The organism is Pantoea rodasii (assembly GCF_002095465.1).
GTDB classification, from domain to species: Bacteria; Pseudomonadota; Gammaproteobacteria; order Enterobacterales; family Enterobacteriaceae; genus Pantoea; species Pantoea rodasii.
Genome location: NZ_MLFP01000086.1, coordinates 390,801 through 413,863 on the forward strand (window position 1 = coordinate 390,801; position 23,063 = coordinate 413,863).

At 53.8% G+C, this 23,063-nt stretch carries 20 protein-coding genes, 1 tRNA gene and 2 pseudogenes; 15 read left to right on the top strand and 8 right to left on the bottom strand.

The window, feature by feature from the left end; all coding sequences use genetic code 11:
- Nucleotides 1-15 precede the first annotated feature (15 nt).
- Nucleotides 16-103 (bottom strand) — tRNA-Ser (locus HA45_RS25195).
- A 243-nt stretch (nt 104-346) separates the two neighbouring features.
- Between HA45_RS25195 and phoA the strand changes: the two genes are divergently transcribed.
- Nucleotides 347-1,753: an alkaline phosphatase gene (phoA, locus tag HA45_RS25200; RefSeq protein ID WP_100700795.1), complete on the top strand. Its 1,407-nt coding sequence runs from the start codon at nt 347-349 to the stop codon at nt 1,751-1,753.
- Between the two features lie 65 nt (nt 1,754-1,818).
- On the opposite strand, the gene gap is transcribed toward phoA, so the two are convergent.
- From gap to HA45_RS25215, 3 genes are all read right to left on the bottom strand, one after another.
- Nucleotides 1,819-2,829, bottom strand: a complete 1,011-nt coding sequence (gap, locus tag HA45_RS25205) for a type I glyceraldehyde-3-phosphate dehydrogenase (RefSeq protein WP_100700794.1) — start codon at nt 2,827-2,829, stop codon at nt 1,819-1,821.
- Between the two features lie 78 nt (nt 2,830-2,907).
- Nucleotides 2,908-3,885, bottom strand: a complete 978-nt coding sequence (locus HA45_RS25210; protein ID WP_100700793.1) for a GlxA family transcriptional regulator — start codon at nt 3,883-3,885, stop codon at nt 2,908-2,910.
- A gap of 51 nt (nt 3,886-3,936) precedes the next feature.
- Nucleotides 3,937-4,959, bottom strand: a complete 1,023-nt coding sequence (locus tag HA45_RS25215) for a LacI family DNA-binding transcriptional regulator (protein ID WP_100700792.1) — start codon at nt 4,957-4,959, stop codon at nt 3,937-3,939.
- Nucleotides 4,960-5,258: 299 nt separating this feature from the next.
- Between HA45_RS25215 and HA45_RS25220 the strand changes: the two genes are divergently transcribed.
- The 5 genes from HA45_RS25220 to HA45_RS25240 all read left to right on the top strand — a co-directional run bounded on the left by HA45_RS25220 (nt 5,259) and on the right by HA45_RS25240 (nt 10,319).
- The gene (locus tag HA45_RS25220; protein ID WP_100700791.1) at nt 5,259-5,579 is read left to right on the top strand and encodes a PTS sugar transporter subunit IIB; all 321 of its coding nucleotides are present in this window, start codon (nt 5,259-5,261) and stop codon (nt 5,577-5,579) included.
- Nucleotides 5,579-6,895, top strand: coding sequence for a PTS sugar transporter subunit IIC (locus tag HA45_RS25225; RefSeq protein ID WP_100700790.1), 1,317 nt, complete (start codon nt 5,579-5,581; stop codon nt 6,893-6,895). The genes HA45_RS25220 and HA45_RS25225 overlap by 1 nt, the downstream gene beginning before the upstream one ends.
- A complete protein-coding gene (locus HA45_RS25230; protein WP_100700789.1) occupies nt 6,895-7,236 on the top strand; it encodes a PTS lactose/cellobiose transporter subunit IIA in 342 nt (113 codons plus the stop codon). Before HA45_RS25225 ends, HA45_RS25230 begins: the two co-directional genes overlap by 1 nt.
- Before the next feature lie 30 nt (nt 7,237-7,266).
- Nucleotides 7,267-8,700: a 6-phospho-beta-glucosidase gene (locus HA45_RS25235; protein ID WP_100700788.1), complete on the top strand. Its 1,434-nt coding sequence runs from the start codon at nt 7,267-7,269 to the stop codon at nt 8,698-8,700.
- Between the two features lie 209 nt (nt 8,701-8,909).
- Nucleotides 8,910-10,319, top strand: a complete 1,410-nt coding sequence (locus HA45_RS25240; RefSeq protein WP_100700787.1) for a 6-phospho-beta-glucosidase — start codon at nt 8,910-8,912, stop codon at nt 10,317-10,319.
- A gap of 60 nt (nt 10,320-10,379) precedes the next feature.
- Here the strand turns inward: HA45_RS25240 and HA45_RS25245 are convergent, their stop codons facing one another.
- Nucleotides 10,380-11,630: an acyl-CoA dehydrogenase family protein gene (locus HA45_RS25245; RefSeq protein ID WP_100700786.1), complete on the bottom strand. Its 1,251-nt coding sequence runs from the start codon at nt 11,628-11,630 to the stop codon at nt 10,380-10,382.
- 279 nt (nt 11,631-11,909) lie between these two features.
- On the opposite strand from HA45_RS25245, the gene HA45_RS28780 reads away from it, so the two are divergent.
- From HA45_RS28780 to HA45_RS25275, 8 genes and pseudogenes are all read left to right on the top strand, one after another.
- A complete protein-coding gene (locus tag HA45_RS28780) occupies nt 11,910-12,959 on the top strand; it encodes an ABC transporter substrate-binding protein (protein WP_280174533.1) in 1,050 nt (349 codons plus the stop codon).
- The gene (locus HA45_RS28785; protein WP_280174539.1) at nt 12,956-13,552 is read left to right on the top strand and encodes an ABC transporter substrate-binding protein; all 597 of its coding nucleotides are present in this window, start codon (nt 12,956-12,958) and stop codon (nt 13,550-13,552) included. The genes HA45_RS28780 and HA45_RS28785 overlap by 4 nt, the downstream gene beginning before the upstream one ends.
- The gene (locus HA45_RS25255) at nt 13,549-14,532 is read left to right on the top strand and encodes an ABC transporter permease (RefSeq protein WP_240629184.1); all 984 of its coding nucleotides are present in this window, start codon (nt 13,549-13,551) and stop codon (nt 14,530-14,532) included. The genes HA45_RS28785 and HA45_RS25255 overlap by 4 nt, the downstream gene beginning before the upstream one ends.
- Nucleotides 14,533-14,834: 302 nt before the next feature.
- Nucleotides 14,835-16,520: pseudogene (locus tag HA45_RS25265) on the top strand (ATP-binding cassette domain-containing protein); the annotation flags it as partial.
- A 149-nt stretch (nt 16,521-16,669) separates the two neighbouring features.
- Nucleotides 16,670-16,714 (top strand): annotated as a pseudogene (locus HA45_RS28790) (hypothetical protein); the annotation flags it as partial.
- Nucleotides 16,715-16,780: 66 nt separating this feature from the next.
- The gene (locus HA45_RS28520; protein WP_244563552.1) at nt 16,781-17,032 is read left to right on the top strand and encodes an ABC transporter ATP-binding protein; all 252 of its coding nucleotides are present in this window, start codon (nt 16,781-16,783) and stop codon (nt 17,030-17,032) included.
- Nucleotides 17,033-17,176: 144 nt separating this feature from the next.
- A complete protein-coding gene (locus HA45_RS25270) occupies nt 17,177-18,427 on the top strand; it encodes an NtaA/DmoA family FMN-dependent monooxygenase (RefSeq protein WP_244563540.1) in 1,251 nt (416 codons plus the stop codon).
- 110 nt (nt 18,428-18,537) lie between these two features.
- Nucleotides 18,538-19,350: a DUF817 domain-containing protein gene (locus tag HA45_RS25275; RefSeq protein ID WP_100701354.1), complete on the top strand. Its 813-nt coding sequence runs from the start codon at nt 18,538-18,540 to the stop codon at nt 19,348-19,350.
- A 49-nt stretch (nt 19,351-19,399) separates the two neighbouring features.
- Here HA45_RS25275 and ychF read toward each other — a convergent pair whose 3' ends face one another.
- Together ychF and pth are read right to left on the bottom strand one after the other, a co-directional pair.
- Nucleotides 19,400-20,491 (bottom strand): redox-regulated ATPase YchF, encoded by a 1,092-nt coding sequence (gene ychF, locus HA45_RS25280; RefSeq protein ID WP_100700781.1) that lies wholly within the window; start codon nt 20,489-20,491, stop codon nt 19,400-19,402.
- 111 nt (nt 20,492-20,602) lie between these two features.
- A complete protein-coding gene (gene pth / locus HA45_RS25285) occupies nt 20,603-21,190 on the bottom strand; it encodes an aminoacyl-tRNA hydrolase (RefSeq protein WP_100700780.1) in 588 nt (195 codons plus the stop codon).
- Nucleotides 21,191-21,449: 259 nt separating this feature from the next.
- Between pth and ychH the strand changes: the two genes are divergently transcribed.
- Nucleotides 21,450-21,725 carry a stress-induced protein YchH gene (ychH, locus tag HA45_RS25290; protein ID WP_100700779.1) on the top strand — a complete coding sequence of 92 codons (276 nt, stop codon included), beginning with the start codon at nt 21,450-21,452 and terminating at the stop codon, nt 21,723-21,725.
- Here ychH and HA45_RS25295 read toward each other — a convergent pair.
- Nucleotides 21,722-22,897 carry a GGDEF domain-containing protein gene (locus HA45_RS25295; protein ID WP_100700778.1) on the bottom strand — a complete coding sequence of 392 codons (1,176 nt, stop codon included), beginning with the start codon at nt 22,895-22,897 and terminating at the stop codon, nt 21,722-21,724. The genes ychH and HA45_RS25295 overlap by 4 nt on opposite strands.
- Nucleotides 22,898-23,063 lie beyond the last annotated feature (166 nt).

Genomic DNA, 23,063 nt, shown 5'->3' on the forward strand with positions numbered 1-23,063 from the left:
GCTCTTCTTCAAAGATGGCGGTGAGAGAGGGGTTCGAACCCTCGATACGTTGCCGTATACACACTTTCCAGGCGTGCTCCTTCAGCCACTCGGACACCTCACCAAATTTTTTGCTAACCGCACTGGGTCAACGGGGCGGTACTATAGGGAGTAACCTGAAAACGGTCAAGCCCTATTTTCTCCTTTTCTTCTATCCGCTTAAGCTCTGTGCAGCTTGCTGCAACTCTCACCGAACTGCGCATTCTGTCATCAAATTTTTCCTTCTCTGCCACAAAACTGTCACCAGACTGTCGCAGACTTGTCTGCGGAAACATTTGGTTATATTTACTGATAAGGATGCTTATAAATGAAACATATACCTCTATTCACGGTTTCTCTGCTGGCCTCACTCATCGCCACCTCTGCAGTGGCTGAGACGGCAACCTATTCACGCGCCGCAACCGGTGATATCACTGAACACGGTGGCGCACGTCGCCTGAGCAGTGACCAGACTGAAGCGCTAAAAGCTTCATTAATTAATACCACCGCTAAGAACGTCATTTTATTGATCGGCGATGGTATGGGGGATTCCGAAATCACCGCCGCGCGTAATCAGGCGATGGGCGCAGGTGGCTTCTTCCCTGGCCTCGATGCACTGCCGTTGACCGGTCAGTACACTCACTATTCGCTGGATAAGAAAACCCACAAGCCGAACTATGTGACGGATTCTGCGGCATCTGCGACCGCATGGGCCACTGGCACCAAATCCTATAATGGGGCGATTGGCGTGGATGTAAATGGCAAAGATCAGGTCACGATTCTTGAGCTGGCAAAAGCAGCCGGTAAAGCCACCGGTAACGTCTCAACCGCTGAGTTGCAGGATGCTACGCCTGCCGCGTTGATGGCCCACGTTACCTCACGTAAATGTTATGGCCCGGAGAAAACCAGCGAGCTGTGTCCAGCCAATGCGCTGGAGCAGGGCGGTAAAGGATCTATCAGCGAGCAGATGCTGAAAACTCGTCCCGATGTTACCCTGGGCGGCGGTGGAAAATCCTTTAGCGAAAGTGCGAAAGCCGGCGAGTATCAGGGCAAAACGTTGCGCGACCAGGCGCAGGCGCTGGGCTTCCAACTGGTGGATAACCTGGCAGGAATGAACGCCATTCAGCAGGCCGACCAAAGCAAACCGGTGTTGGGCTTGTTCTCCGATGGCAACATGCCGGTGCGTTGGCAGGGGCCAAAAGCCAGCTATCACGGCAATATCGATAAGCCGGTCGTCACTTGTGAAGTGAATAAAGAGCGTCCGGCCTCGGTTCCGACGCTGGCGCAGATGACCAAAAAAGCGCTCGACCTGCTAAGCACCAATGAAAAGGGCTTCTTCCTGCAGGTGGAAGGGGCATCCATTGATAAGCAAGATCATGCCGCGAACCCGTGCGGTCAGATTGGCGAAACGGTGGATTTAGATGAAGCGGTGCAGCAGGCGCTGGCCTTTGCCCGTGAACACGGCGATACGCTGGTGGTAGTGACCGCTGATCACGCGCACAGCAGCCAGATTATTGAAAACGGCAGCAAAGCGCCGGGGCTGACGCAGGCAGTCAACACCAAAGACGGCGCGGTGATGACCATTAGCTACGGTAACTCTGAAGATGATTCGCAGGGCCATACCGGCACGCAGATTCGTATTGCGGCCTACGGTCCACATGCGGCAAACGTTGTAGGCCTGACCGATCAGACGGACTTGTTCTTCACGCTGAAGGATGCAATGGGTATTCAGTAACCGCAACCAGCAGCCACGACAATCCCCGCAACAGCGGGGATTTTTTGTTTGAAGAAGAAGTCGGACTACAATCCGCGCTGGGCCATCAGGCGCGCTAAATCCACCAGTCGATTAGAGAAGCCCCACTCGTTATCGTACCAGGCAAGGATTTTCACCAGGTTGCCGCCAATCACCAGCGTAGACAGCCCATCAATGATCGATGAACGCGGATCGCCTTGATAATCACTGGAGACCAGCGGTTCATCGCTGTACCCCAAAATGCCTTTTAATGGACCTTCAGCGGCCGCGGCTTTGAAAGCACTGTTCACTTCTTCAGCCGTCACATCACGTTTCAGCGTCACGGTTAAATCGACTATCGATACCACCGGCACCGGCACGCGTAGCGAGTAACCGGTCAAACGGCCATCCAGTTCGGGGATCACGCGGCCCAGCGCTTTAGCCGCGCCGCTGGAGTAAGGCACTATCGATAAGGCCGCTGCGCGAGCGCCGCGCAAATCTTTCTCCGGCTGATCGTGCAGCACCTGGCTGTTGGTGTACGCGTGAGTGGTGTTCATCAAGCCGTGCTCAATACCAAATGCCTGATGTAAAACCTGGGCTGCGGGCGCCAGGCCATTGGTGGTGCAGCTGCCATTACTCACCACAAAATGCTGCTCAGGATCGTAACGCTGATCGTTCACGCCAAGCACAATTGTCAGGTCATCGTTCTTGCCTGGCGCGGAGATAATCACGCGTTTCGCACCCCCGCGGGTGATATGCACCGCCGCTTTATCGCGGTCGGTAAAGAATCCGGTAGCCTCAATCACAATGTCTACGCCAACGTCACGCCAGCGGATATTGGCCGGATCGCGTTCGCTGAACACGCGCACGGGCTTACCATCAATACGCAGTTCACCTTCACCTGCTTCAACTTCTGCGGGCAATCTGCCCAGCAGCGAATCGTGTTTCAGCAGATGCGCCAGCGTTTTGCTGTCGGTGAGATCGTTAATAGCAACGATCTCAATATCATCACTGCCCAGCGCGGCGCGGAACACGTTACGTCCGATACGGCCAAAACCGTTAATGCCTAACTTGATCATCATTGACTCCTTATCCGAAGTGGTTGCAGTCAATGTAGGCTGATGCCGTGATGGCGTAAACGACAAAAAAGGATCACTTTACGCCAATTTACGACACTGAAAGCGCTGGCGATATTCACCGGGCGTGAGATGCAGTTGGCGCTCAAAACTGCGTCGCAAATTGATGCTGCTGCCAAAGCCGGTTTCCATGGCAATACGATCCAGCGTATCGCGGCTCTGCTCCAGCATTTCACGCGCCGCTGCCAGGCGGGCTTCCGCCACGAAACGGGCAGGCGAGGCGCCGGTCTCACGGGTAAACACGCGGGTGAAATTACGCGGACTCATGGCAACTTGCTCAGCCAGTTTCTCAACCGACAAGTCTTCAGCCAGGTTAGCACGTATCCAGCTTTGCAATTGGTTGATCGGGCCGGTGCCGGTAGGCTGCAACGGATAGCGGCTGAACTGCATTTGGCCGCCAGGACGACGCAGATACATCACCATATCCTGCGCAATATCGCGTGCCACGCTGAAGCCAAAATCCTCTTCAACCAGCGCCAGCGTCAGGTCAAAGCCAGAACTGACGCCGCCGGAAGTCCAGATGGGACCATCCTGAACATAGAGCGGCCCCCCCTCCACCTGCACGAGAGGATAGTGTGATTGCAGCGTGTCGAGCAGTCGCCAGTGCGAGGTGGCACGGCGTCCATCCAGCAATCCGGCCTCGGCGAGCAGCATTGCGCCACCGCAAATGGAGACCACGCGGCGCGCCTGCGGAGCGGCCAGCTTGATAAAATCCACCACCATAGTGCCTTCTTCGACGCTGTCACCGCGACCGGTGATCATGATGGTGTCCCAGGCCTGGCGGGGATCTAACTCCGCCAGCTTGAGGTCGGCCAGCAGATTAAGGCCTGATTGACCGTGGATCACTTGATGAGACTGAGTGGTGGCAATACTGACGCGATAACGCGGTTGGTCGATGCCGACCGGCAAGTGCATGTTGGCATGCATCAGGATATCGGCGATACCTGCCGCTTCGAACAGCATACCGCCATCGGGAACGATAACGAGGAAGTTTTTCATGGCGTAACCTGACTCATAAAACAAATTAAGCCAGATTATCGCACATCCTGATTACGTTTGGTTGTGATAAGGCCCTTGCGCCACCGAGTTGCGCTTAACTAACCTGCCCGGCATTAACGAGAGCGGGGTAATGGCTTCTCCATCCAGCATTTTGGTCAGTTGCATGAGCGCACTGGAAACCATCTCGGCCACCGGAACATGGACCGTGGTTAACGCGGGGATAAGAAACGGGGCGACGGGAATATCATCAAATCCCAGCAGGGAAACATCCTCTGGCACGCGCAATCCTGCATTGTGCAACGCGCAAGCCGCACCAATGGCCATATCGTCATTGCTGGCCACCAGCGCGGAGAACGGCACTTTTCGGCGTAACAGTTCTTCTACCGCTTGTTGGCCGCTGACGCTGGTCCAGCATCCATCCAGCATCAGGTTTTCGTTGTATTCGAGTTGATTATCCATCAACGCGGAAATAAACCCCTTATGACGGCTTAACCCAGTATGTGAACTGCCCATCCCTTTAATAAACGCAATGTCTCTGTGCCCTAATGCAATAAGGTGGTTCACCGCGTTGAGCGTGTCATTTTCGTGGTCGGCACAGACAGAATATTGCGGATGCTTCTTCAGGCGACGATTTAAAACGATTAAAGGCTTACTCATAGCAGGAATAAGGGCATCAATATCGTCCACGCTTAAATAGCGCGGATAGATGATCACCGCATCGCAGCAGCTATCAATCAGAAAGTTAATCGCGTCACGCTCTTGCTGCGCATTGTGCTTACCATCGGCCAGCACCAATTGTGACCCAAGTTTTTCCGTCATGGTAGCAGCCTGAAATAACAACTCGGTGAAAAACGGGCCGTTATACAGCGTGTTGGGTACCATCAAACCAATGCTATGGGAACGGCTGGTGGCCAGATTGCGCGCGAGCAGATTCGGGCGATAATCCATCTCGTCTATGGCCAGCATCACACGATCCCGCACCGTTTTAGACACATAAGCATGCCCAGCCAGCACGCGGGACACGGTTGCTTTTGAAACGCCAGCGCGTTTAGCAACATCAAGCATTGTAGTCATTTCGCTTCCTTTTCAGCGTACCTGTGCATTGTAACGCAAAAAACACCGTTGAAAACCTCACTCACGCCTTGTTGAACTTTTTAAATGCTATTCAGAATAATAACCCTAGATGACAAGTGAATTATTATCACGATGAAGTTAACAATAATATGAAACCGGTATCAGATTATACCGTTATCGCCGTGTTAAATAAAAATCCAACGGTTTGAGTTATGGATCACAAAAAGAACAAATGAATCTGTAACCGGTTGCAGAGTGGCGCATCGAAGCGTAATTATTTAAAAAAAACGGAGGGTGTCATGGTGAAAATTCTATTGTGTTGTTCCGCAGGTATGTCAACCAGCATGGTGGTACAAAGAATGCAGAAAGCCGCTACGCAGCTGGGTTTAGAAGCCAAAATTGATGCCGTTGGCATGGAAGAGTTCAGTGAAAAAATCGCCGAGTATGACTGTTGCCTGCTGGGCCCGCAGATCAAATATAAATTGGCTGATTTTGAACGTCAGGCGCAGGAATATCACAAACCGGTTACCGTCATTAATACCATGGATTATGGCATGCTGAATGGCGAAAAGATTTTGCAGTCGGCGCTCGCCCTGATTGATGCCAATAAGGGGGCATGATGAGTACACTGGCTGACTCTTTATTTGGCGTGATTGAGAACCGTATTAGTCCCATTGCCGCGCGGCTCTCTTCGCAGCGGCATGTGGTGGCAATTAAAGATGGCTTTATTGCCTCGATGCCGTTCCTGATTGTCGGCTCATTTATGCTGCTGTTCTCCCATCCGCCATTCAGTCAAGACAGCCAGTGGGGATTCGCCCAATGGTGGCTGGGCATGGTGAAACAGTACAACGACCAGCTGATGATGCCCTATAACATGACCATGGGCATCATGGCGGTGTTTATTACCAGCGCGATTGCTTACAACCTGGCGCAAAGCTACAAACTCAATGGTTTGATGGCGGCGCTGTTGTCGCTCATGACCTTTCTGGTGGTGGCGGCGCCGCAAAAAGATGGCGCATTGTCCGTGGCGTCGCTGGGCGGGGAAGGGATCTTCACCGCAATTCTGATCAGTCTTTACTGCACCGAAGTCATGCACTGGCTGGTGAAATTCAACATCGGTTTCAAACTGCCTGAACAGGTGCCACCGAAGATTCGTCAGTCATTTGATTTGCTGATTCCTATCATGGTGATTTTCCTCACACTCTATCCACTGAATCTGTTTATGGAGAGTCACTTTGGCCTGTTAATTCCTCAGGCCATCATGTCGGTGTTTGCGCCGATTATCTCGGCAGCCGATTCACTGCCTGCGGTGTTGATTGCCGTGCTGCTGTGTCATCTGTTGTGGTTTGCCGGTATTCACGGCGCCGCGATTGTCGGCGGTATCCTGCAGGCATTCTGGCTCAGCAATTTGGGTCTGAACCAGGAAGCGTTAAACGCCGGCCAGGAGATCCCCAAAATCTTCATTGAGCCGTTCTGGCAATTCTTCATTACTGTCGGCGGATCGGGCGCCACCATGGGATTGGTGATTCTCTATCTGCGCAGCCGCTCAGCGCATTTACGTTCCATCGGCCGTCTTGGCCTGGTGCCGAGCATGTTCAACATCAATGAGCCGATTATTTTCGGCTCGCCGGTGGTGATGAATCCGCTGCTGTTTATTCCCTTTATCACTACGCCACTGATCAACGCGGTGATCGCCTGGACGGCCACCCGCACCAATCTGGTTAATCATGTCATTTCTCTGGCTCCGTGGACCACGCCGGGACCAATTGGCGCGGCCTGGTCAACAGGATGGGACTGGCGTGCCGTGGTGTTAGTGGCATTCCTGATTTGTTTATCCACGCTGATTTACTACCCGTTCTTCAAAATGTATGAACGCCAGCTGCTGGCGCAGGAAGAAGAAATGGCGCACGAAAAATTGGCTGAGGAGATGAAGTAATGCAAGAGATACAAGAAATGGAAAGCACGGTCATGGAGCTGATTATCCATGCCGGGGAAGCGCGTTCGTCTTCGATGCAGGCGCTGCAAGCAGCCAGAAAACAAAATTGGGAGGAAGCCGATGCGCTGCTGGGGAGTGCGCGTGACGCCGCACGCGCGGCCCACAAAATTCAAACCGCGTTAATCGGTGCGGATGAGGGCTGCGGCAAAATTCCCGTCAACCTGATCATGGTGCATGCGCAGGATCATCTGATGAACGCCATGCTGTGCCGTGATTTGGTAGAAGAGCTGATTTATCTGCATCGTCAGGTGCAGGAATTATCAAAAACACAGATGCAGTAAGACGCGGTGAATCACATTTAAGGATCGATTATGTCTAAATTACCGGCAGATTTTCTTTGGGGTGGCGCGGTTGCCGCTCATCAGGTTGAAGGCGGATGGAACGAGGGCGGCAAAGGGCCGAGCATTGTAGATGTGCTGACCGGCGGCGCACACGGCATCGAGCGCGAAATCACCGCAGGGATTGTTGACGGCAAGCACTATCCCAACCATCTGGCCACCGATTTTTACCATCACTACAAAGAAGATATCGCGCTGTTTGCCGAGATGGGTTTCAAATGTTTCCGCACCTCGATTGCCTGGACACGCATCTTCCCTAACGGCGACGAGCTGCATCCCAACGAAGCGGGCCTGCAATTCTACGACGATATGTTCGATGAACTGCTGAAATACGGCATCGAACCGGTGATTACGCTTTCGCACTTCGAGATGCCACTGCATCTGGTGCAGGAATACGGCGGCTGGCTCAATCGTGAATTGATCGATCTCTTTGTGCGCTACAGCGAAGTCGTGATGAAGCGCTACAAAGGCAAAGTGAAATACTGGATGACCTTTAACGAGATCAATAACCAGCGTAACTGGCGTCGCCCGCTGTTTGGTTACAGCAACTCCGGCGTGATTTTCACCGACCATGAGAAGCCGGAAGAGGTGATGTATCAGGTGCTGCATCATCAGTTTGTTGCCAGCGCCAAGGTGGTGAAGCTCGGTCACCAGATTAATCCCGACTTCAAAATCGGCTGCATGCTGGCGATGGTGCCGCTCTATCCGTGGTCATGCCACCCTGACGACGTGATGTATGCGCAAAAATCGATGCAGGAACGCTATCTGTTTGGCGACGTGCACATGCGCGGTGCCTATCCTTCATACATTTTGAAAGAGTGGGAACTTCGCGGTTTCAATATCGAAATGAGGCCGGAAGACGCGCAAACCCTGCGTGACGGCTGCACCGATTATCTCGGCTTTAGCTATTACATGAGTAACGCGGTGGAGTTCGCGAGTGCCAACCGTGCTGATAACGCATTGGAAGCCTTCCCTGGCAGCCGTAAAAATCCACATGTTCAAGCATCTGACTGGGGGTGGCAGATCGATCCGGTTGGCCTGCGCTACACGCTCAACGCATTGTATGAACGTTATCAAAAGCCGCTGTTTATCGTTGAGAACGGCTTTGGTGCGGTGGATCAACGCGAGCCAAACGGTGAGGTCAATGATGACTATCGCATTGACTACCTGCGTGAGCACATCGAGCAGATGAAAAAAGCAGTGCTGGAGGATGGCGTCGACCTGATGGGCTTCACGCCGTGGGGCTGTCTCGATTGCGTGTCGTTCGGCACCGGCCAGTACAGCAAACGCTATGGCTTTATCTATGTGAACCGCAACGACGATCAAACCGGGGATTTTTCCCGCTCGAAGAAGAAGAGTTTTGCCTGGTATAAGGACGTAATTGCCAGCCAGGGTGAAACGCTGTAATCCTCTGTGCCCGGGCGCCATGCCCGGGTTAACACTGAGGTCCAACACAAGACATCCGGCAGTCACCCTCCATTCCGATCGGCATTGCCGGATTGATTTCAATTTCTCAGCACCAACCAGCAACCCCTATCATCCACGCGGTGAGGCCTGATGCTGCCTGAAACAGTGTTTTCGGCCCACCTGATTGAAACCTAAGGGAGTTACATCCTATGCCAAATAAGATCAAGATTGTCACTATCGGTGGCGGTTCCAGCTATACGCCAGAGCTTATTGAAGGACTCATCCTGCGCAAGGATCAGTTGCCGATTGCGGAGCTGTGGCTGGTGGATATTGAGGACGGCGCAGAGAAAATGGAAATCGTTGGCAGTATGGCCAGGCGCATGATCGCGGCTGCCAAACTGGACTGGCAGGTGCATCTTTCTCTCGATCGTAAGGAAGCGTTAAAGGATGCGGATTATGTCACCACCCAATTCCGCGTCGGGTTATTGGATGCGCGCTTAAAAGATGAAGTGATTCCTTTAGCCAATGGCATGCTCGGTCAGGAAACCAACGGCGCGGGCGGAATATTTAAAGCGTTTCGCACGGTTCCGGTGATCCTTGCGATTATCGAAGACATGCGTGAACTTTGCCCGAATGCCTGGCTGGTGGATTTCACCAACCCGGCGGGCATGGTGACGGAAGCGGCGATTAACTATGGCAAGTGGGAGAAAACCGTTGGGCTATGTAATGTGCCGTTTGGCCATATCACGCAAGCCTGTAGCGTACTCGCTGCCAACGAAAACGATCTCTATTTCAAATTCGCCGGCCTGAATCATTTCCACTGGCACCGCGTTTGGGATCGGCAGGGCAATGAACGCACCGCAGAATTGATTGAGAAAATCTACTCTCCAGACCAGCAGGAAAAAAGCGATGAAGGTCTGAAAAATATTCACCAAATTCCCTTCAACTTTGATCAAGTGAAACATCTCGGCCTGCTGCCTTGTGGCTATCACCGTTATTACTACCTGCAGGAACCGATGCTGGCGCACGCCATAGAAGAGTTCGATAACTATGAGACCCGCGCTGAGGTGGTGAAGAAAACCGAAGCGCGTCTGTTCGAACTCTACAAGGATGTGAATTTAAACTATAAGCCTGAAGAGTTGAGTCAGCGGGGCGGGGCGCACTACAGCGATGCGGCATGCGATTTAATTGCCTCCATCCAGAACAACAGCGGCAAACTGATGGTGGTTTCAACGCGCAATCATGGCGCGATAGCCGATTTGCCCTTTGACTGCGTGGTAGAAGTGACGGCGGCTATCACCTCACACGGTGCCGAACCGCTGCGCTGGGGAGCCTTACCGCCTGCGGCGCGCGGCATGATCCAGTTGATGAAAGCCATGGAAGAAACGGTCATTGAAGCGGCTGTCAGCGGGGATTATGGTGCTGCACTGCACGCTTTCACCATCAATCCGTTGATCCCGGCGGGCGATACCGCCATTAAGGTGCTGGACCAGTTGCTGTATGCGCACAAAGCGTATCTGCCGAATTTTGCGCATAAAATCGTTGAAATTGAGCGGAACCAGCCAGAAGTGGTGGCCTTTGTTGATCGGTTGCTCGCCGACAGAGCCGCGCATGCGTAGTCATTAATCCCTTATGCCGCCGGTGAAGGCGGCATTGGGAACGTGATGATGCGCAACCACTCAATCGAGGTTTTGACCAGATGTCACGGTATCGGCGATACCAATTCGCCACTGCTCCGGGGGGAGTGTCCCGTTAACGGCAAAATCACCCACAATGCGATCTTTATAGATGCGCGGGTTGTGTGACGAAAGCGTGCGAACATTGCGCCAGAATCGGTCAAGTGCCAACGGTTTTAACGTGGCGGAGGCACCCAGCGCGTCAAACAGTGTGGAGCTGGCGTTCAGCAGTAAATCGGTGACCACGTTAAGAGACTGTGATACCTCCAGTTCAGCAAGGGCGACAGCATGGGCAAGCTGCGACGGATCGTTTTGTTGTTGCGAATCGAAGGCACGCTGTAGGGCTTGCGCGGCATGCAGAACAATAGCGCCACTGGTGTAGGCCGCACTGCGTAACCGACCGACCACCTGCAGCACCTGTGCATCTTCCGCCGCGCGCGGCGCATTGCCGTTGCTGTAAGTACGCGTTCGAGCAGCAACCTGGGCCGCAACTTCACCGCTTTGGGCGCGGCCAATGCCCGCCAGCGTGGCCAAATGGATTAATTGATAGAACGCGGGGGAATAGCCAAAATGCGCTTCCTGGCTGATATCAGCTTGCTGGATGGCGACATTGTCAAAGATCGCTGTGCCGCTGGCGGTGAGCGTTTGACCAAAGCCGTTCCAGTCATCCAGCACGGTGACGCCCGGTGCGGTGCGGGAAACCGTGACCGAAACGCCCTGGTCATGTTCATCGGTCAAGCCGACATTGATCCATTCTGAGTAGAGTGAGCCGGTGGTATAAAACTTTTTCCCCTCCAGACGCCAGTGGTCGCCGTTGCGTTGAATGCGGGTAGTGAACACTGATTGCCGCGCCTCGCCGGTTTCACTCCAGGCCGGTCCAATGATGTCGCCACGTCCAATCCTGGCTAACCATTGTTCTTTAAACGCAGGATCGCGGCTGCTCAACACATTCTCGACAAAACCGAAATGGCCACGCAGGGATTGCACCAAATTGGAATCCGCTTCACCCAGCTCAATCAGTAGATTAAACAACTCGGGCAGCGTCGCGCCCTGTCCGCCCTTGAGGGTTGGCACCCTTAGGGCGGTGAAGCCACTCTGTTTCAGCCATTCGATTTGTTCTGCCGGGGATTGGCGATGCAATTCACGTTCAATGGCACCGGCGCGAATACGGGCAAACAGGGGACGAAAGCGTTCTGCCAGTTGTTCATACTGTGCTGAAGGGCCGGTGCCCCATCCTGATTCGGTCTGCGACATGCTGCTTGCCTCCATCTGAATTCAACGTGTGATGACAGGCACTATGCATTTCCCTGACGCGGCCATTTTAATGTTTATTTCTGCTAAGTATATTAACGCAGGAATAAAGTATTTCTGTTTCCAGTATCTGGAACAGAAAATGATCTCTGACTAACCATTGCCATAAATGGTCTTTGCCCGACCGTTTTTCTATGTTCTATTCAGAAACGATTCCAAAAAAAACCATGAATTAAAATTTCCAGATAATTTCTTATTCGTAGATTTAGGTCCACGTTGAGAATGATGTCTGGCTTTTTTAAGGGAAGCCAAAGAGAGATGATGCGAATTTCCGTTCGTCGATTAGTAATGCCCATTTTCACGCTATTGGTCAGTGCGATTGGGCAACCCATAGCTCAGGCGCAAACACCCCAGTACAGTGATGGCACTCTTGTTTACCTGCATGAGCAAGAGCCTCCCTGCTTGTGGGGTGGCTGGGTGCAACAGGCCTATTTGGCTCGTCAGGTATTCGATTATTTGGTGAGTTACGATAACGGAAAAATACGCCCGTGGCTGGCAACCCGTTGGAGTGAATCGGCCGATCGTAAAACGATTACTTTTCATTTGCGCCATGATGTCAAATTTACCGATGGCGATATTTTTAATGCCGATGCGGTTATTGATAATTATCCAGCATGGCAGAAAGGTATTGGCTGGCACGGTTTTACCTACATGACGGGATTTACCAAAGTCGATGATTACACCGTAGCGCTTCATTTATCCGAACCTAACCCTGAAATATATAATGTGCTGGCAAATGGTCATTATGGATTTCAATCGCCGGATTCACTGGCACATAACAGTAGCGAAGATAAATGCCTGCGTCCTGTAGGAACCGGGCCGTGGAAAGTCGCACGTTGGGTGAGGGGAGAAGGCATCAGCTTCGTGCGCAACGATGATTATCAATGGGCACCGCCCAATGCACAGCACAACGGTCCTGCTTACATCAAACATCTTGAGTGGAAATTTGTGCCTGACGCCACCACGCGCTGGGGCGCTTTGGTGAGCGGCGGCGCGGATGTCATTTATCAGCCGCCTTCCGCCCAATGGCAAGCCTTGCAACGTGACTATCAGACCCTTTCATATGTGGCGACCGGACGGCCACAAGCCTTCTCATTCAACGTGCAGCGTGGACCGTTTACTGATCAACGGGTTCGCCAGGCTTTTGCCTATGCGTTGGACCGCAAACAAATCGTCAAAACGGTGTTTAAGGGTGCGGTTCCCTATGAAGCAACGGTTCACTTAGCCAAAGCACACCGCTTTACCTCAATGTTAACGATCGTTATGCACTGAACCTCACCAAAGCTAATCAGCTGCTGGATAGCGCCGGCTGGACCGGGCGCGATGCGGCCGGCTATCGCACGAAACAGGGCAAAACGCTGGCGGCACGGCTGCCGTTTATCCAGGCGATTATCGATCAGGAAGGCGCGCTAATGCTGCAAGCGGTGCAAGATCAGGTCAAACGTGTTGGCATCAAACTGGTGCTGATTCCGCTCACGCAGACCGAAGGGTTTGCTGGCGCACGTTCGCGCCCGGAAGACAAAGAGATCAGCTTTGGTTACTGGGTGTGGCCGTCACCCAATATCCTCGACATTGTTTACAACCATACGCTGAATGGCGCCTTCAACGGCAATAACACCACCTTCTTCAACAATGCCGAAGTCGAAGCGCAGATCCTTGATGCGCAGCGCGATCCCGATCCCCAACGCCGCCAGCAAAAGTTTGATGTGTTGCAAAAGTGGTTTGATGACCAGGCGATCGCCATCGGCGGCTACAACTTCACCTACAACGTGGCGATTGCCCATCACGTCCGGGGGCTTTGGCAAGACCAGGGCAATGGCTTACTCAACTTTAACGATGCATATTTTGTGCAGGAGAAACCATGAGTGATGTTACTTCACCACAACTCCAGGGGCCGTCGCGCGCGTTGCCGGGCCGCATAGCCGTTCGCATTGCATCCGCGCTATTTGTGCTGTGGGGCACCATTACCGTCACGTTTCTGGTGCTCTCGGTGTTGCCGGGCGATCGCGCCACCATCCTGCTCAACATTACTTCCGGGCAGGTTATTGAGCGCACGCCCGCGGAGCTTGCCCCGATCAATGCCCAATACGGCTTTGATAAACCTATCGCGCAGCAGTATCTCCACTACTTCTCGCAGCTGTTGCAGGGTGACCTCGGCTTTTCCTTTGAGTTGCAACGCCCGGTCACGCACATCATCGCGGAGCAGCTGTTGCCCACCTTTAGTCTGGCCATTGCAGCGCTGCTGCTGGCATGGCTAATAGCGATCCCCTGGACGCTGTTTACCGCCGGACGCGGACGCAAAGTGGGTGCGCTGGGATCAGCCGTGGAAACCATCATGGCGGGATTACCCCAGTACTGGATTGGCATTCTGTTGCTGATCGTGTTCGCCATCGGTTTGCGTTGGTTTCCGGTGGTGGGCGGCACCACGCTGTGGGGTACCGTTCTTCCCGCTATTACACTGGCCATCCCGCTGGCCGGATTTATTGGCCATGCGTTGCGCGGAGAGTTCGAACGCAGTATGCAGCAACCGTTTGTACTGTCCGCCAGAGCGCGCGGCATGAGTCTGGCCAGCGTGCGCCTGCGTCATGTGCTGCGACACGCCCTTATTCCGGCCATTACCCTCAGCGGATGGGCGATTGGCAACCTGCTGTCAGGCGCGGTGCTGGTGGAAGCCGTGTTCGCACGTCCGGGACTGGGCAATGTGCTGGTCAATGCCGTCAGTAACAAAGATTTCGCGCTGGTTTCAGGCATCGTGATTCTGATCAGCTTCCTCTACATCATCATCAACCTGGTGGTCGATCTGATTTACCTGATCGTCGACCCCCGTTTGCGAGGTCAATCATGACGACTCATCTCTCTGATTATGCCGGCTTGAAATCCCGGCGTTCCCTCTGGCAACAGCTGCGGCGGCTCAGCGGCGGGATTCCGTTCTCGGTGCTGTTGGCGGGGTGGGTGGCGCTGTTCTTTATTGTGGCGGCTATTGCCCCGGCATGGCTGGCGACGCATGACCCTTTTACCACCGATCTCTATCGCGCTTTGCAGGCACCGTCACTGGCTAACTGGCTGGGTACGGATGATATTGGCCGCGATCTTTACAGTCGCATCATCTGGGGAACTCGCCAGTCGCTGTTGATTGGCATCGGCGCCATGGGCATTGCGTTGTTTGGCGCCGTGGTGCTGGGGTTCAGCGCGGCGCTCGGTCCACGCTGGCTGGCGGAACCGATTAATCGTCTGCTGGAAATTTTGCTGGCATTCCCGACGTTACTGCTGGCGCTGCTGTTTGTGGCGCTATTAGGCCCATCTGCCAGCAGCTTGCTGATCTCCGTGGGCATCGGCACCGCGCCGGGCTATGCCCGACTGGTGCGCGCGCAGGCCTTACAGGTGCGCCAATCTGGTTACGTGGAAGCCGCCCGCGCGCTGGGACACTCTTCGCCGCGACTGTTCCTGCAACATATTGTGCCCAACGTCTTTCGCCCATTGTTTTCGCTGGTTGCGCTAGGTATTGGGCAGTCCGTGGTGTGGGCATCCGGATTGTCATTTTTAGGCTTAGGCGTGGTACCGCCCTCGCCGGAATGGGGGGGCGTTGCTGGAAGCCGGAAAAATCAATGTCACGGTGGCCTGGTGGCTGGAGGTGCTACCGGGGATCGCCATCGTGCTGGTGGCACTGTCATTTACGCAATTAGGGCGCTACATCCAGCAGCGAGCAGAGGGAGAGCACCGCGCATGAGTCACAACGTGATTGAAGTTCGTGGACTGAATATCTGGGCCGCCAACGATGAGAAAGCTCCGCGACATATTGTGAAGAACGTCAGTTTTAGTCTGCAACGCGGCCAGTGTCTGGCATTGGTGGGGGAATCTGGCTCGGGTAAAAGTGTGACGGCGCGTGCGCTAGTGGGATTGGCGGGTGAGCAACTTCAGGTGCAAGCCGAAGCGCTAACGTTGCAAGGCGAAACGCTGTTGGGACGCAGCGACCGCTGGTGGCAGCAGGTGCGTGGCGGCAAGGTCGGTTTCATTTTGCAGGATGCACTGGTGTCACTGGATCCGTTGCGTCCCGTCGGGAAAGAAATTGCCGAGGCGTTGGCCCTGCATGGCTGGGGCACGGCATCCAGTCGTCAGGCAAAAGTGCACGCGCTATTGGAAGACGTCGGCGTGCCCGAGCCGGCTTTTCGTGCCTCGCAGCGGCCGGGTGAACTGTCAGGCGGGCTGCGTCAGCGCGCATTGATCGCGTCCGCCATTGCCCTTCATCCCGAAGTGTTAATTGCGGACGAGCCGACCACAGCGCTGGATGTCACGGTACAAGCGCAAATAATCGAGGTGTTGCGCCAGATGCTTGACCGCGGCACCAGCGTAATCCTCATCAGCCACGACCTGGCAGTGGTGGCCAAAATCGCCGATCACATTTTAGTGATGCAGGGTGGCAGCATTGTGGAATCAGGTGACGCGCAACAGGTCTTACATCAGCCTCAGCATGCCTATACCCAAGGCTTGATTAACGCCATCCCCAGTGAGCACACCAAAGGGCAGCGACTTTCAGGGGGATCGCCTCAGCCGGTTTCTGCGTCGGTCGTAGCAGATCATGAAGTGTTGCTCGAAGCGCGCCATATCATTAAACGCTTTCGTGGGCATACCGCCGTAGCGGATGTTTCGTTTCAGCTGAAACGGGGTGAAACGCTGGGCATTGTCGGTGAATCCGGATCGGGTAAAACCACGCTTTCACGTATTGCGCTGGCGCTGGAAAGGCCTGATAGCGGCGAAGTGCTGTTTCGCGGCAAAGCCTGGAGCCATGCTACAGCGGCGCAGCAGCGCGCGACTCGCCGCCAAATTGCGGTGGTCTATCAGGATCCGCTCTCCTCATTCGATCCCCGCTGGCGGGTATCGGACATTTGCTGGATGTCATCGCGCTTGACCCGCATCCCGCCACGCAGACGCCGCGCGAACGCGCCATCAGCCTGCTGCAATCCGTCGGGCTCACTGCCGAGCACTTGCAGCAGTGGCCCGCCCGTATGTCAGGCGGACAACGCCAGCGTGTGGCGATTGCGCGTGCCATCGCCACCCACCCGCAAATCATTGTGCTGGATGAAGCGGTATCAGCATTGGACGTCACCATTCAGGCGCAAATCCTCGACTTGCTCAGTGATTTGCAAGCACAGCTGGGCGTGAGCTACCTGTTTATTTCTCACGATCTTGGCGTGATCCACCATATGAGCGACCGCGTGTTAGTGATGCAGAACGGCATCGCGGTTGAGCAGGGCGAGGCGGATGACGTGTTTTATCGCCCTCGCCATCCGTACACCCAGAAACTCCTTGCCTCGCTGCCCCGACTGGGTGTGGCGGAATTAGCCTGACCGAAACGGAGAGAGTATGTCTCGTGAACTGATTTATAACGGCTTTTTACACCTGACGCCTAACCATCATAGCCACGGCTACTGGCGTACCCCAGAAGGCAGGTACAGTATGGCTATAACCAGCTGGATGCCTATGTCAAAACGGTGAAAACCTTAGAGAAAGGCTTGTTCGATACGTTGTTTATTGCTGATGTGGTCGGGGTCTATGACATCGAATATGGCGATGGCAAAACCACGATCCGTGCAGGGACCCAGTTTCCTGAACCAGACCCGATCACTATTTTATCGGCGTTGGGCCTGGTCACTGAGCACTTAGGCTTGGTCGTCACCAGTAACGTAATCCAATCCCATCCTTTCTCGTTTGCTCGCCAGATCTCCACGCTGGACGAGTTCACGCGCGGGCGCATCGGCTGGAATATTGTCACTTCCTACCTCTCTAATGGCTTCCGCAACTACGGCTTCGATGAAATCGTGCCGCACGATGAGCGTTACGAGTGGGCGCAGGAATATCTGGATGTCGCCTACAAACTGTGGGAACTGTCTTGGGAGGACGGGGCTGTTTTGCATGATCCCGCCACTAATCGCTTTTTCGATGCCGATAAAATCCACAAAATTAACCATGCCGGTAAGCGCTACCGCGTTGAAGGGCCGCATATTGTCGAACCTTCGCCACAGCGCAGCCCGGTCTTTTTCCAGGCAGGCAATTCAGAGGCGGGACGTCACTTTGCGGCACGCAATGCGGAGGTCACTTTCCTGCCTTCGCAGACACCTGAAACCGCGCGAAAGGATATTGCCATCCTGAACCGCGATGTCGTGGATTACGGCCGGCAACCAGAGGATTTGAAAAAGCTGGTGATGCTCTCCACGGTGATTGGCTCGACGGAAGAAGAGGCAAAACGCAAGCAGCAGTATCTGTTCGATAATATCGATATTAATGCGTTACAAGGTTTTTATAGCGGTGGCTCGGGTATCGACCTCGCCAATATCGATCCCGACACGCCGCTCACCGAACTGAGTCGCCGTGAGGAGTTTAGCCAACATATGCGTTCGAAATTCCGCATCGCGGTGGACGCGGATTATGGTCAAGGACGTGTACTCACCTGGCGTGAATATCTCATTGAGCACGCTCTACTGCCGGGACGTTTCGCCGGTACGCCGGAACAGATTGCTGACAGAGTTCAGCAGTTTGCCGATGCAGGCGTCGATGGCTTCAACGTGGTGCCGGTCACGACATTGGGTTGGTGGGATGAGTGGGTTGAGCACGTCGTGCCAGTGCTGCAAAAACGCGGCCTGGCGCAGCGGGCTTATAAAGAGGGCACGCTGCGCGAGAAGATCTTTGGTAAAGAGAGCAAACTGCCCGCCTCACATCCGCAAAGGAGCTTGCGGCTGAAGTAACGTCCTGAAGAAAACCCACGCGACGCTGCGTGGGTTTTTGTTTATGCTCTGCGCCAGGGTAAATATTTTTCAAGGAGTGAAAAGTGAATAACCGTCTTGATGCCTTTCTCATGCATCCGCCCGCGATGCGTTTGCAAGGTATTGAACGCTTCAGCGTTGAATTTCTGTGGTTCGGCATAAAAGAAGCGCGTGCCTGTTTGTTCGCCGGATTGTTCTTTCTCTCCATCTTCTGCATTCCGCGCGCCGGCCTGTTCGGTATGGCCCGTTACGATGTGCTGCTGATTATTGCGCTAGCCATTCAGTTCATCATGGTCGCCGCCCGATTGGAAAGTTGGGATGAACTCAAAGCCATTACCTTGTTTCACCTGCTGGGCTTTGGGTTGGAGCTATTCAAAACCTCGTCCGCGATCGGATCCTGGCACTACCCGGAAGCCGCATGGAGTAAAGTGGGTGGTGTACCGCTGTTTACCGGTTTTATGTACGCCGCCGTAGGCAGTTACATCATTCAGTGCTGGCGTTTGATGGATTTGAAGATTCGCCACCATCCACCGATCGCTCTCGCAGTCCTGCTTTCACTGGCTTTGTACGCTAACTTTTTCACTCACCATTTTATCGGCGATTATCGTTGGTATATCGCCGCGGTCGCGTTGGGACTGTATGCGCGTTCTGAAGTGATTTTTACCCCCTACGATCGCCCTTTCCGTATGCCGCTTTTAGTGGCATTCATTCTGATTGGCTTTTTCATTTGGCTGGCAGAAAACATCGGGACATTCTTTGGTGTATGGCAATATCCCAACCAGATTGGCGCGTGGGCCACGGTGCATGTAGGAAAGTGGGGAGCATGGTCACTGCTGGTGATGATGACCTTTACCATCACGCTGTTTCTGAAAGATATTAAGAAACGGGTGCATATCGCGCAGTAAATAAAAAACCCACGCAGAGGCGTGGGTTTCGTTTTATGGCGTTAAGACCTTAGACGTTGAACAGGAAGTTCATCACGTCGCCGTCTTTCACGATGTACTCTTTGCCTTCTGAGCGCATCTTGCCGGCTTCTTTCGCGCCTTGCTCACCGTTGTAGGCTACAAAGTCATCAAAAGCGATGGTCTGCGCGCGGATAAAGCCTTTCTCAAAGTCGGTGTGGATTTTACCGGCTGCCTGTGGCGCGGTTGCACCCACTGGGATGGTCCATGCACGCACTTCTTTCACGCCTGCGGTGAAGTAAGTTTGCAGGTTCAACAGCGCATAACCGGCACGGATCACACGGTTCAGACCCGGCTCTTCCAGACCCAACTCCGCCATGTACTCATCACGTTCTTCGTCATCCAGCTCTGCGATGTCTGATTCAACGGCTGCGCACACGGGCACCACCACAGAACCTTCGGCTTCCGCAATCGCACGCACCTGATCGAGGAACGGGTTATTTTCAAAACCGTCTTCGTTGACGTTGGCGATATACATGGTTGGCTTCAGGGTCAGGAAGCTCAGGTAGCGAATGGCCGCTTTCTCATCGGCATCCAGCTTCAGTGCACGCAACATGCCGGCTTCAGACAGGTGCGGCAGACATTTTTCCAGCGCGGCCAGTTCAGCTTTCGCATCTTTGTCGCCGCCTTTGGCTTTCTTCTGGCAACGCTGAATCGCACGTTCACAGGTGTCGAGATCCGACAGCGCCAGCTCGGTATTGATGATATCAATGTCTTCGGCTGGGTTAACTTTGCCTGAAACGTGAATGATGTTGTCATTCTCGAAGCAGCGCACCACGTGGCCGATAGCTTCGGTTTCACGGATGTTGGTCAGGAACTGGTTGCCCAGACCTTCACCTTTGGACGCGCCTTTCACCAGACCGGCGATATCGACGAATTCCATGGTGGTAGGGACAACGCGCTGTGGCTTAACGATTTCGCTCAGCTGATCGAGGCGCAGATCGGGCATAGGCACCACACCGGTGTTCGGCTCGATGGTGCAGAACGGAAAGTTGGCTGCTTCGATACCCGCTTTGGTCAGCGCGTTGAACAGGGTGGATTTACCGACGTTCGGCAGGCCCACAATACCGCATTTAAATCCCATGGTCTGATTACCTTTATCACTGAGTGTGCGGCGCTGACAGGCAGCGACGACAGATTCAAAAAATTTCGCGCATTATACACAGAATTGCCTTCTGCGGCGCGGGAATTGGGCTTAGCCAGCCTTGAACGCATGCAGGCGGTTCATTGCCTTGATTTTGTCTTCTTTCAGCCACAACTCGGTACAACGCACCGCTTCATCCACGGCATCATCAATCAGCTTTTGCTCGCTGGCCGGGGGTTTACCCAGCACGAAGCCGGTGACTTTATTGCGGTCGCCGGGATGACCAATGCCGACACGCAAACGGTGGAAATTATTGTTGTTGCCCAGTTTGCTGATGATGTCTTTCAGGCCGTTGTGGCCGCCGTGGCCGCCGCCCTGTTTAAATTTCGCCACTCCCGGCGGCAAATCCAGTTCGTCGTGTGCCACTAAAATCTCTTCGGGCGTAATGCGGTAAAACGTCGCCATCGCAGCCACTGCTTTGCCACTCAAATTCATAAAGGTGGTCGGCACCAATAGACGCACATCTTCACCCGCCAGCGACAGGCGCGCAGTGTAGCCGTAAAATTTCGGCTCCTCTTTCAACGACTGATTGTTTCTGTCGGCCAGCAAATCCACATACCAGGCACCCGCGTTATGACGCGTTGCGGCGTATTCAGCGCCGGGATTGGCCAGCCCCACAATCAGTTTAATGCTGCTCACGATGTTTATCCTGTCTTGCTACGGAAAGGGCGATAGTTTACTGCCTGCAAGCAGGGATGACAAAGGGTGCTGTGAGGCGATGATATCGCTAAGTGATTAATCATTTTCTATCGAAATCAAGCCCCTGGCAGTAAAGAAATGTCAGAGATTGTGAAGGATGTGTGATCCTGTCCGCAACTTAACCCGCCGTCATTGCCTAAACTTATGGCAAGTTAACCATACGTGCTGTTTTGTTTTTTCATAAGGATGGAGGTGAATCATGAAACGTCAACAATGCCGCTTTGTAGGTAATGGCCTGATGTGTTTGGGTTTACTGACAATGGTGCTGGGCGTCGGTTATTCCATTATTAATCAACTGCCTGCATTAAATCTGCCGCAATTCCTCGCGCACGGTGCCATGTTCAGTATTTTTGTAGGCGCGCTGCTGTGGCTGGTGGGCGCGCGCGTCAGCGGACGTGAGCGCGTAGAAGATCGTTACTTCTGGCATCGTCATTATGGTGACAAACGTTGCCGCAGAGACCACTCCTCACATTAGGTGAGCGCCGCTTCTTGCACAGGCTGTAACTGCGTGAAGTAATGTTCGACGCGGTTACGGCCACTTGCTTTGGCGCGATACAAAGCCTCATCCGCTAACCCGAGTAATATCGGGAAAGTATGATCAAGATGATTGGCAGTAGCAAAGCCGATACTCACCGTATAGCAGACGTCATTGGGCTGCGACAGCTGTGCTGCCAGTCGGATACGCTCACACACCCGCTCCGCATACTCACTATCGCCGGGCAAAATCGCCGCAAATTCCTCGCCGCCCAGACGGGCAAAATGCCCCCCAGCGGGTAACAATGCCTGTACCACGTGACAAAAATCGATTAACACCCGATCGCCTTGCTGATGGCCGTAGCGGTCATTGATGCTTTTGAAATGGTCGAGGTCGAACAGCACCGCCGTATAAACGTAGGGTTGGGGAAGACGCGCGGTGCGTATCACTAATCTGTCTGCCTGCTCGAACAGGGCGCGACGGTTCCACACGCTGGTCAATGGGTCGTGAAGTGATGCCCGCTTGTGAGCAATTTGCGTGCGCTCGTTGACCATCGCCAAAATGGTAAAAGTCAGGCCAATCACAAACAGAATAGATTCAAGGATGACGTAGACCGAGAAGCTGGAACCGGCGATGGCACCCCGCACCGGTGTGGCGACAGCATCATCAAGAAAGATGCGCGCGACGTGAAACAGCAGATGGATCCACAACAATATCTGCGCGGGCCAAAAGGTGACTTGTAACGCATCACGAGATTGCCATAAGAGGCGGATCAGCGCGCCCGTATAGATGATGCAAAGCAGGCACATCACCAGCACACGCTTGGGTTGGCTGTCGTAAAAGGCAGGGAAGACGCAGAGAATAGCCCACAACAACCCACCGGCCAACCAGCTGAATCCTAGTGGTTTCTTGCAAAAGACGCGAAAGGCGTTGAGCAAGTTACCGTAGGCCAGCAACATCAGCACGTTACCCACCGCAATCGGCAGGAAGATAAATCCGGCACTGCGCAGGCTGCTGAGAAACACGGCGCCCAGCGTCAGAATCAGTGCCAAAGTGGTGCAGCCCAATACGCGATCGTACTGTGCACCGACCCAGGCGAACACCAAAATAATGCTCAAAAACCCCAGCACATAGAGCTCACAAACAAACAGCGTGTAGATGTCGAGAGTCATAGTGGTCGGAGTTCTCAGAAAAAGTGTGGAGAAAAATACCACTAATCAATGGCCCGCTAAAGCGCAGCGTCGCATGTGGATTGAAAAGAGTGTAAGGCAGGGAGAATAGCGGGTTTTAACGAAATTTATCGCGAAAATATCTGCGGCGAAAGCGGCTTAATCGGTA

Coding starts and splice junctions, on each gene's coding strand:
- phoA (WP_100700795.1), top strand. CDS start 347: ATGAAACATATACCTCTATTCACGGTTTCTCTGCTGGCCTCACTCATC.
- gap (WP_100700794.1), bottom strand. CDS start 2,829: ATGATCAAGTTAGGCATTAACGGTTTTGGCCGTATCGGACGTAACGTG.
- HA45_RS25210 (WP_100700793.1), bottom strand. CDS start 3,885: ATGAAAAACTTCCTCGTTATCGTTCCCGATGGCGGTATGCTGTTCGAA.
- HA45_RS25215 (WP_100700792.1), bottom strand. CDS start 4,959: ATGACTACAATGCTTGATGTTGCTAAACGCGCTGGCGTTTCAAAAGCA.
- HA45_RS25220 (WP_100700791.1), top strand. CDS start 5,259: ATGGTGAAAATTCTATTGTGTTGTTCCGCAGGTATGTCAACCAGCATG.
- HA45_RS25225 (WP_100700790.1), top strand. CDS start 5,579: ATGAGTACACTGGCTGACTCTTTATTTGGCGTGATTGAGAACCGTATT.
- HA45_RS25230 (WP_100700789.1), top strand. CDS start 6,895: ATGCAAGAGATACAAGAAATGGAAAGCACGGTCATGGAGCTGATTATC.
- HA45_RS25235 (WP_100700788.1), top strand. CDS start 7,267: ATGTCTAAATTACCGGCAGATTTTCTTTGGGGTGGCGCGGTTGCCGCT.
- HA45_RS25240 (WP_100700787.1), top strand. CDS start 8,910: ATGCCAAATAAGATCAAGATTGTCACTATCGGTGGCGGTTCCAGCTAT.
- HA45_RS25245 (WP_100700786.1), bottom strand. CDS start 11,630: ATGTCGCAGACCGAATCAGGATGGGGCACCGGCCCTTCAGCACAGTAT.
- HA45_RS28780 (WP_280174533.1), top strand. CDS start 11,910: ATGATGTCTGGCTTTTTTAAGGGAAGCCAAAGAGAGATGATGCGAATT.
- HA45_RS25255 (WP_240629184.1), top strand. CDS start 13,549: ATGAGTGATGTTACTTCACCACAACTCCAGGGGCCGTCGCGCGCGTTG.
- HA45_RS25275 (WP_100701354.1), top strand. CDS start 18,538: ATGCATCCGCCCGCGATGCGTTTGCAAGGTATTGAACGCTTCAGCGTT.
- ychF (WP_100700781.1), bottom strand. CDS start 20,491: ATGGGATTTAAATGCGGTATTGTGGGCCTGCCGAACGTCGGTAAATCC.
- ychH (WP_100700779.1), top strand. CDS start 21,450: ATGAAACGTCAACAATGCCGCTTTGTAGGTAATGGCCTGATGTGTTTG.
- HA45_RS25295 (WP_100700778.1), bottom strand. CDS start 22,897: ATGACTCTCGACATCTACACGCTGTTTGTTTGTGAGCTCTATGTGCTG.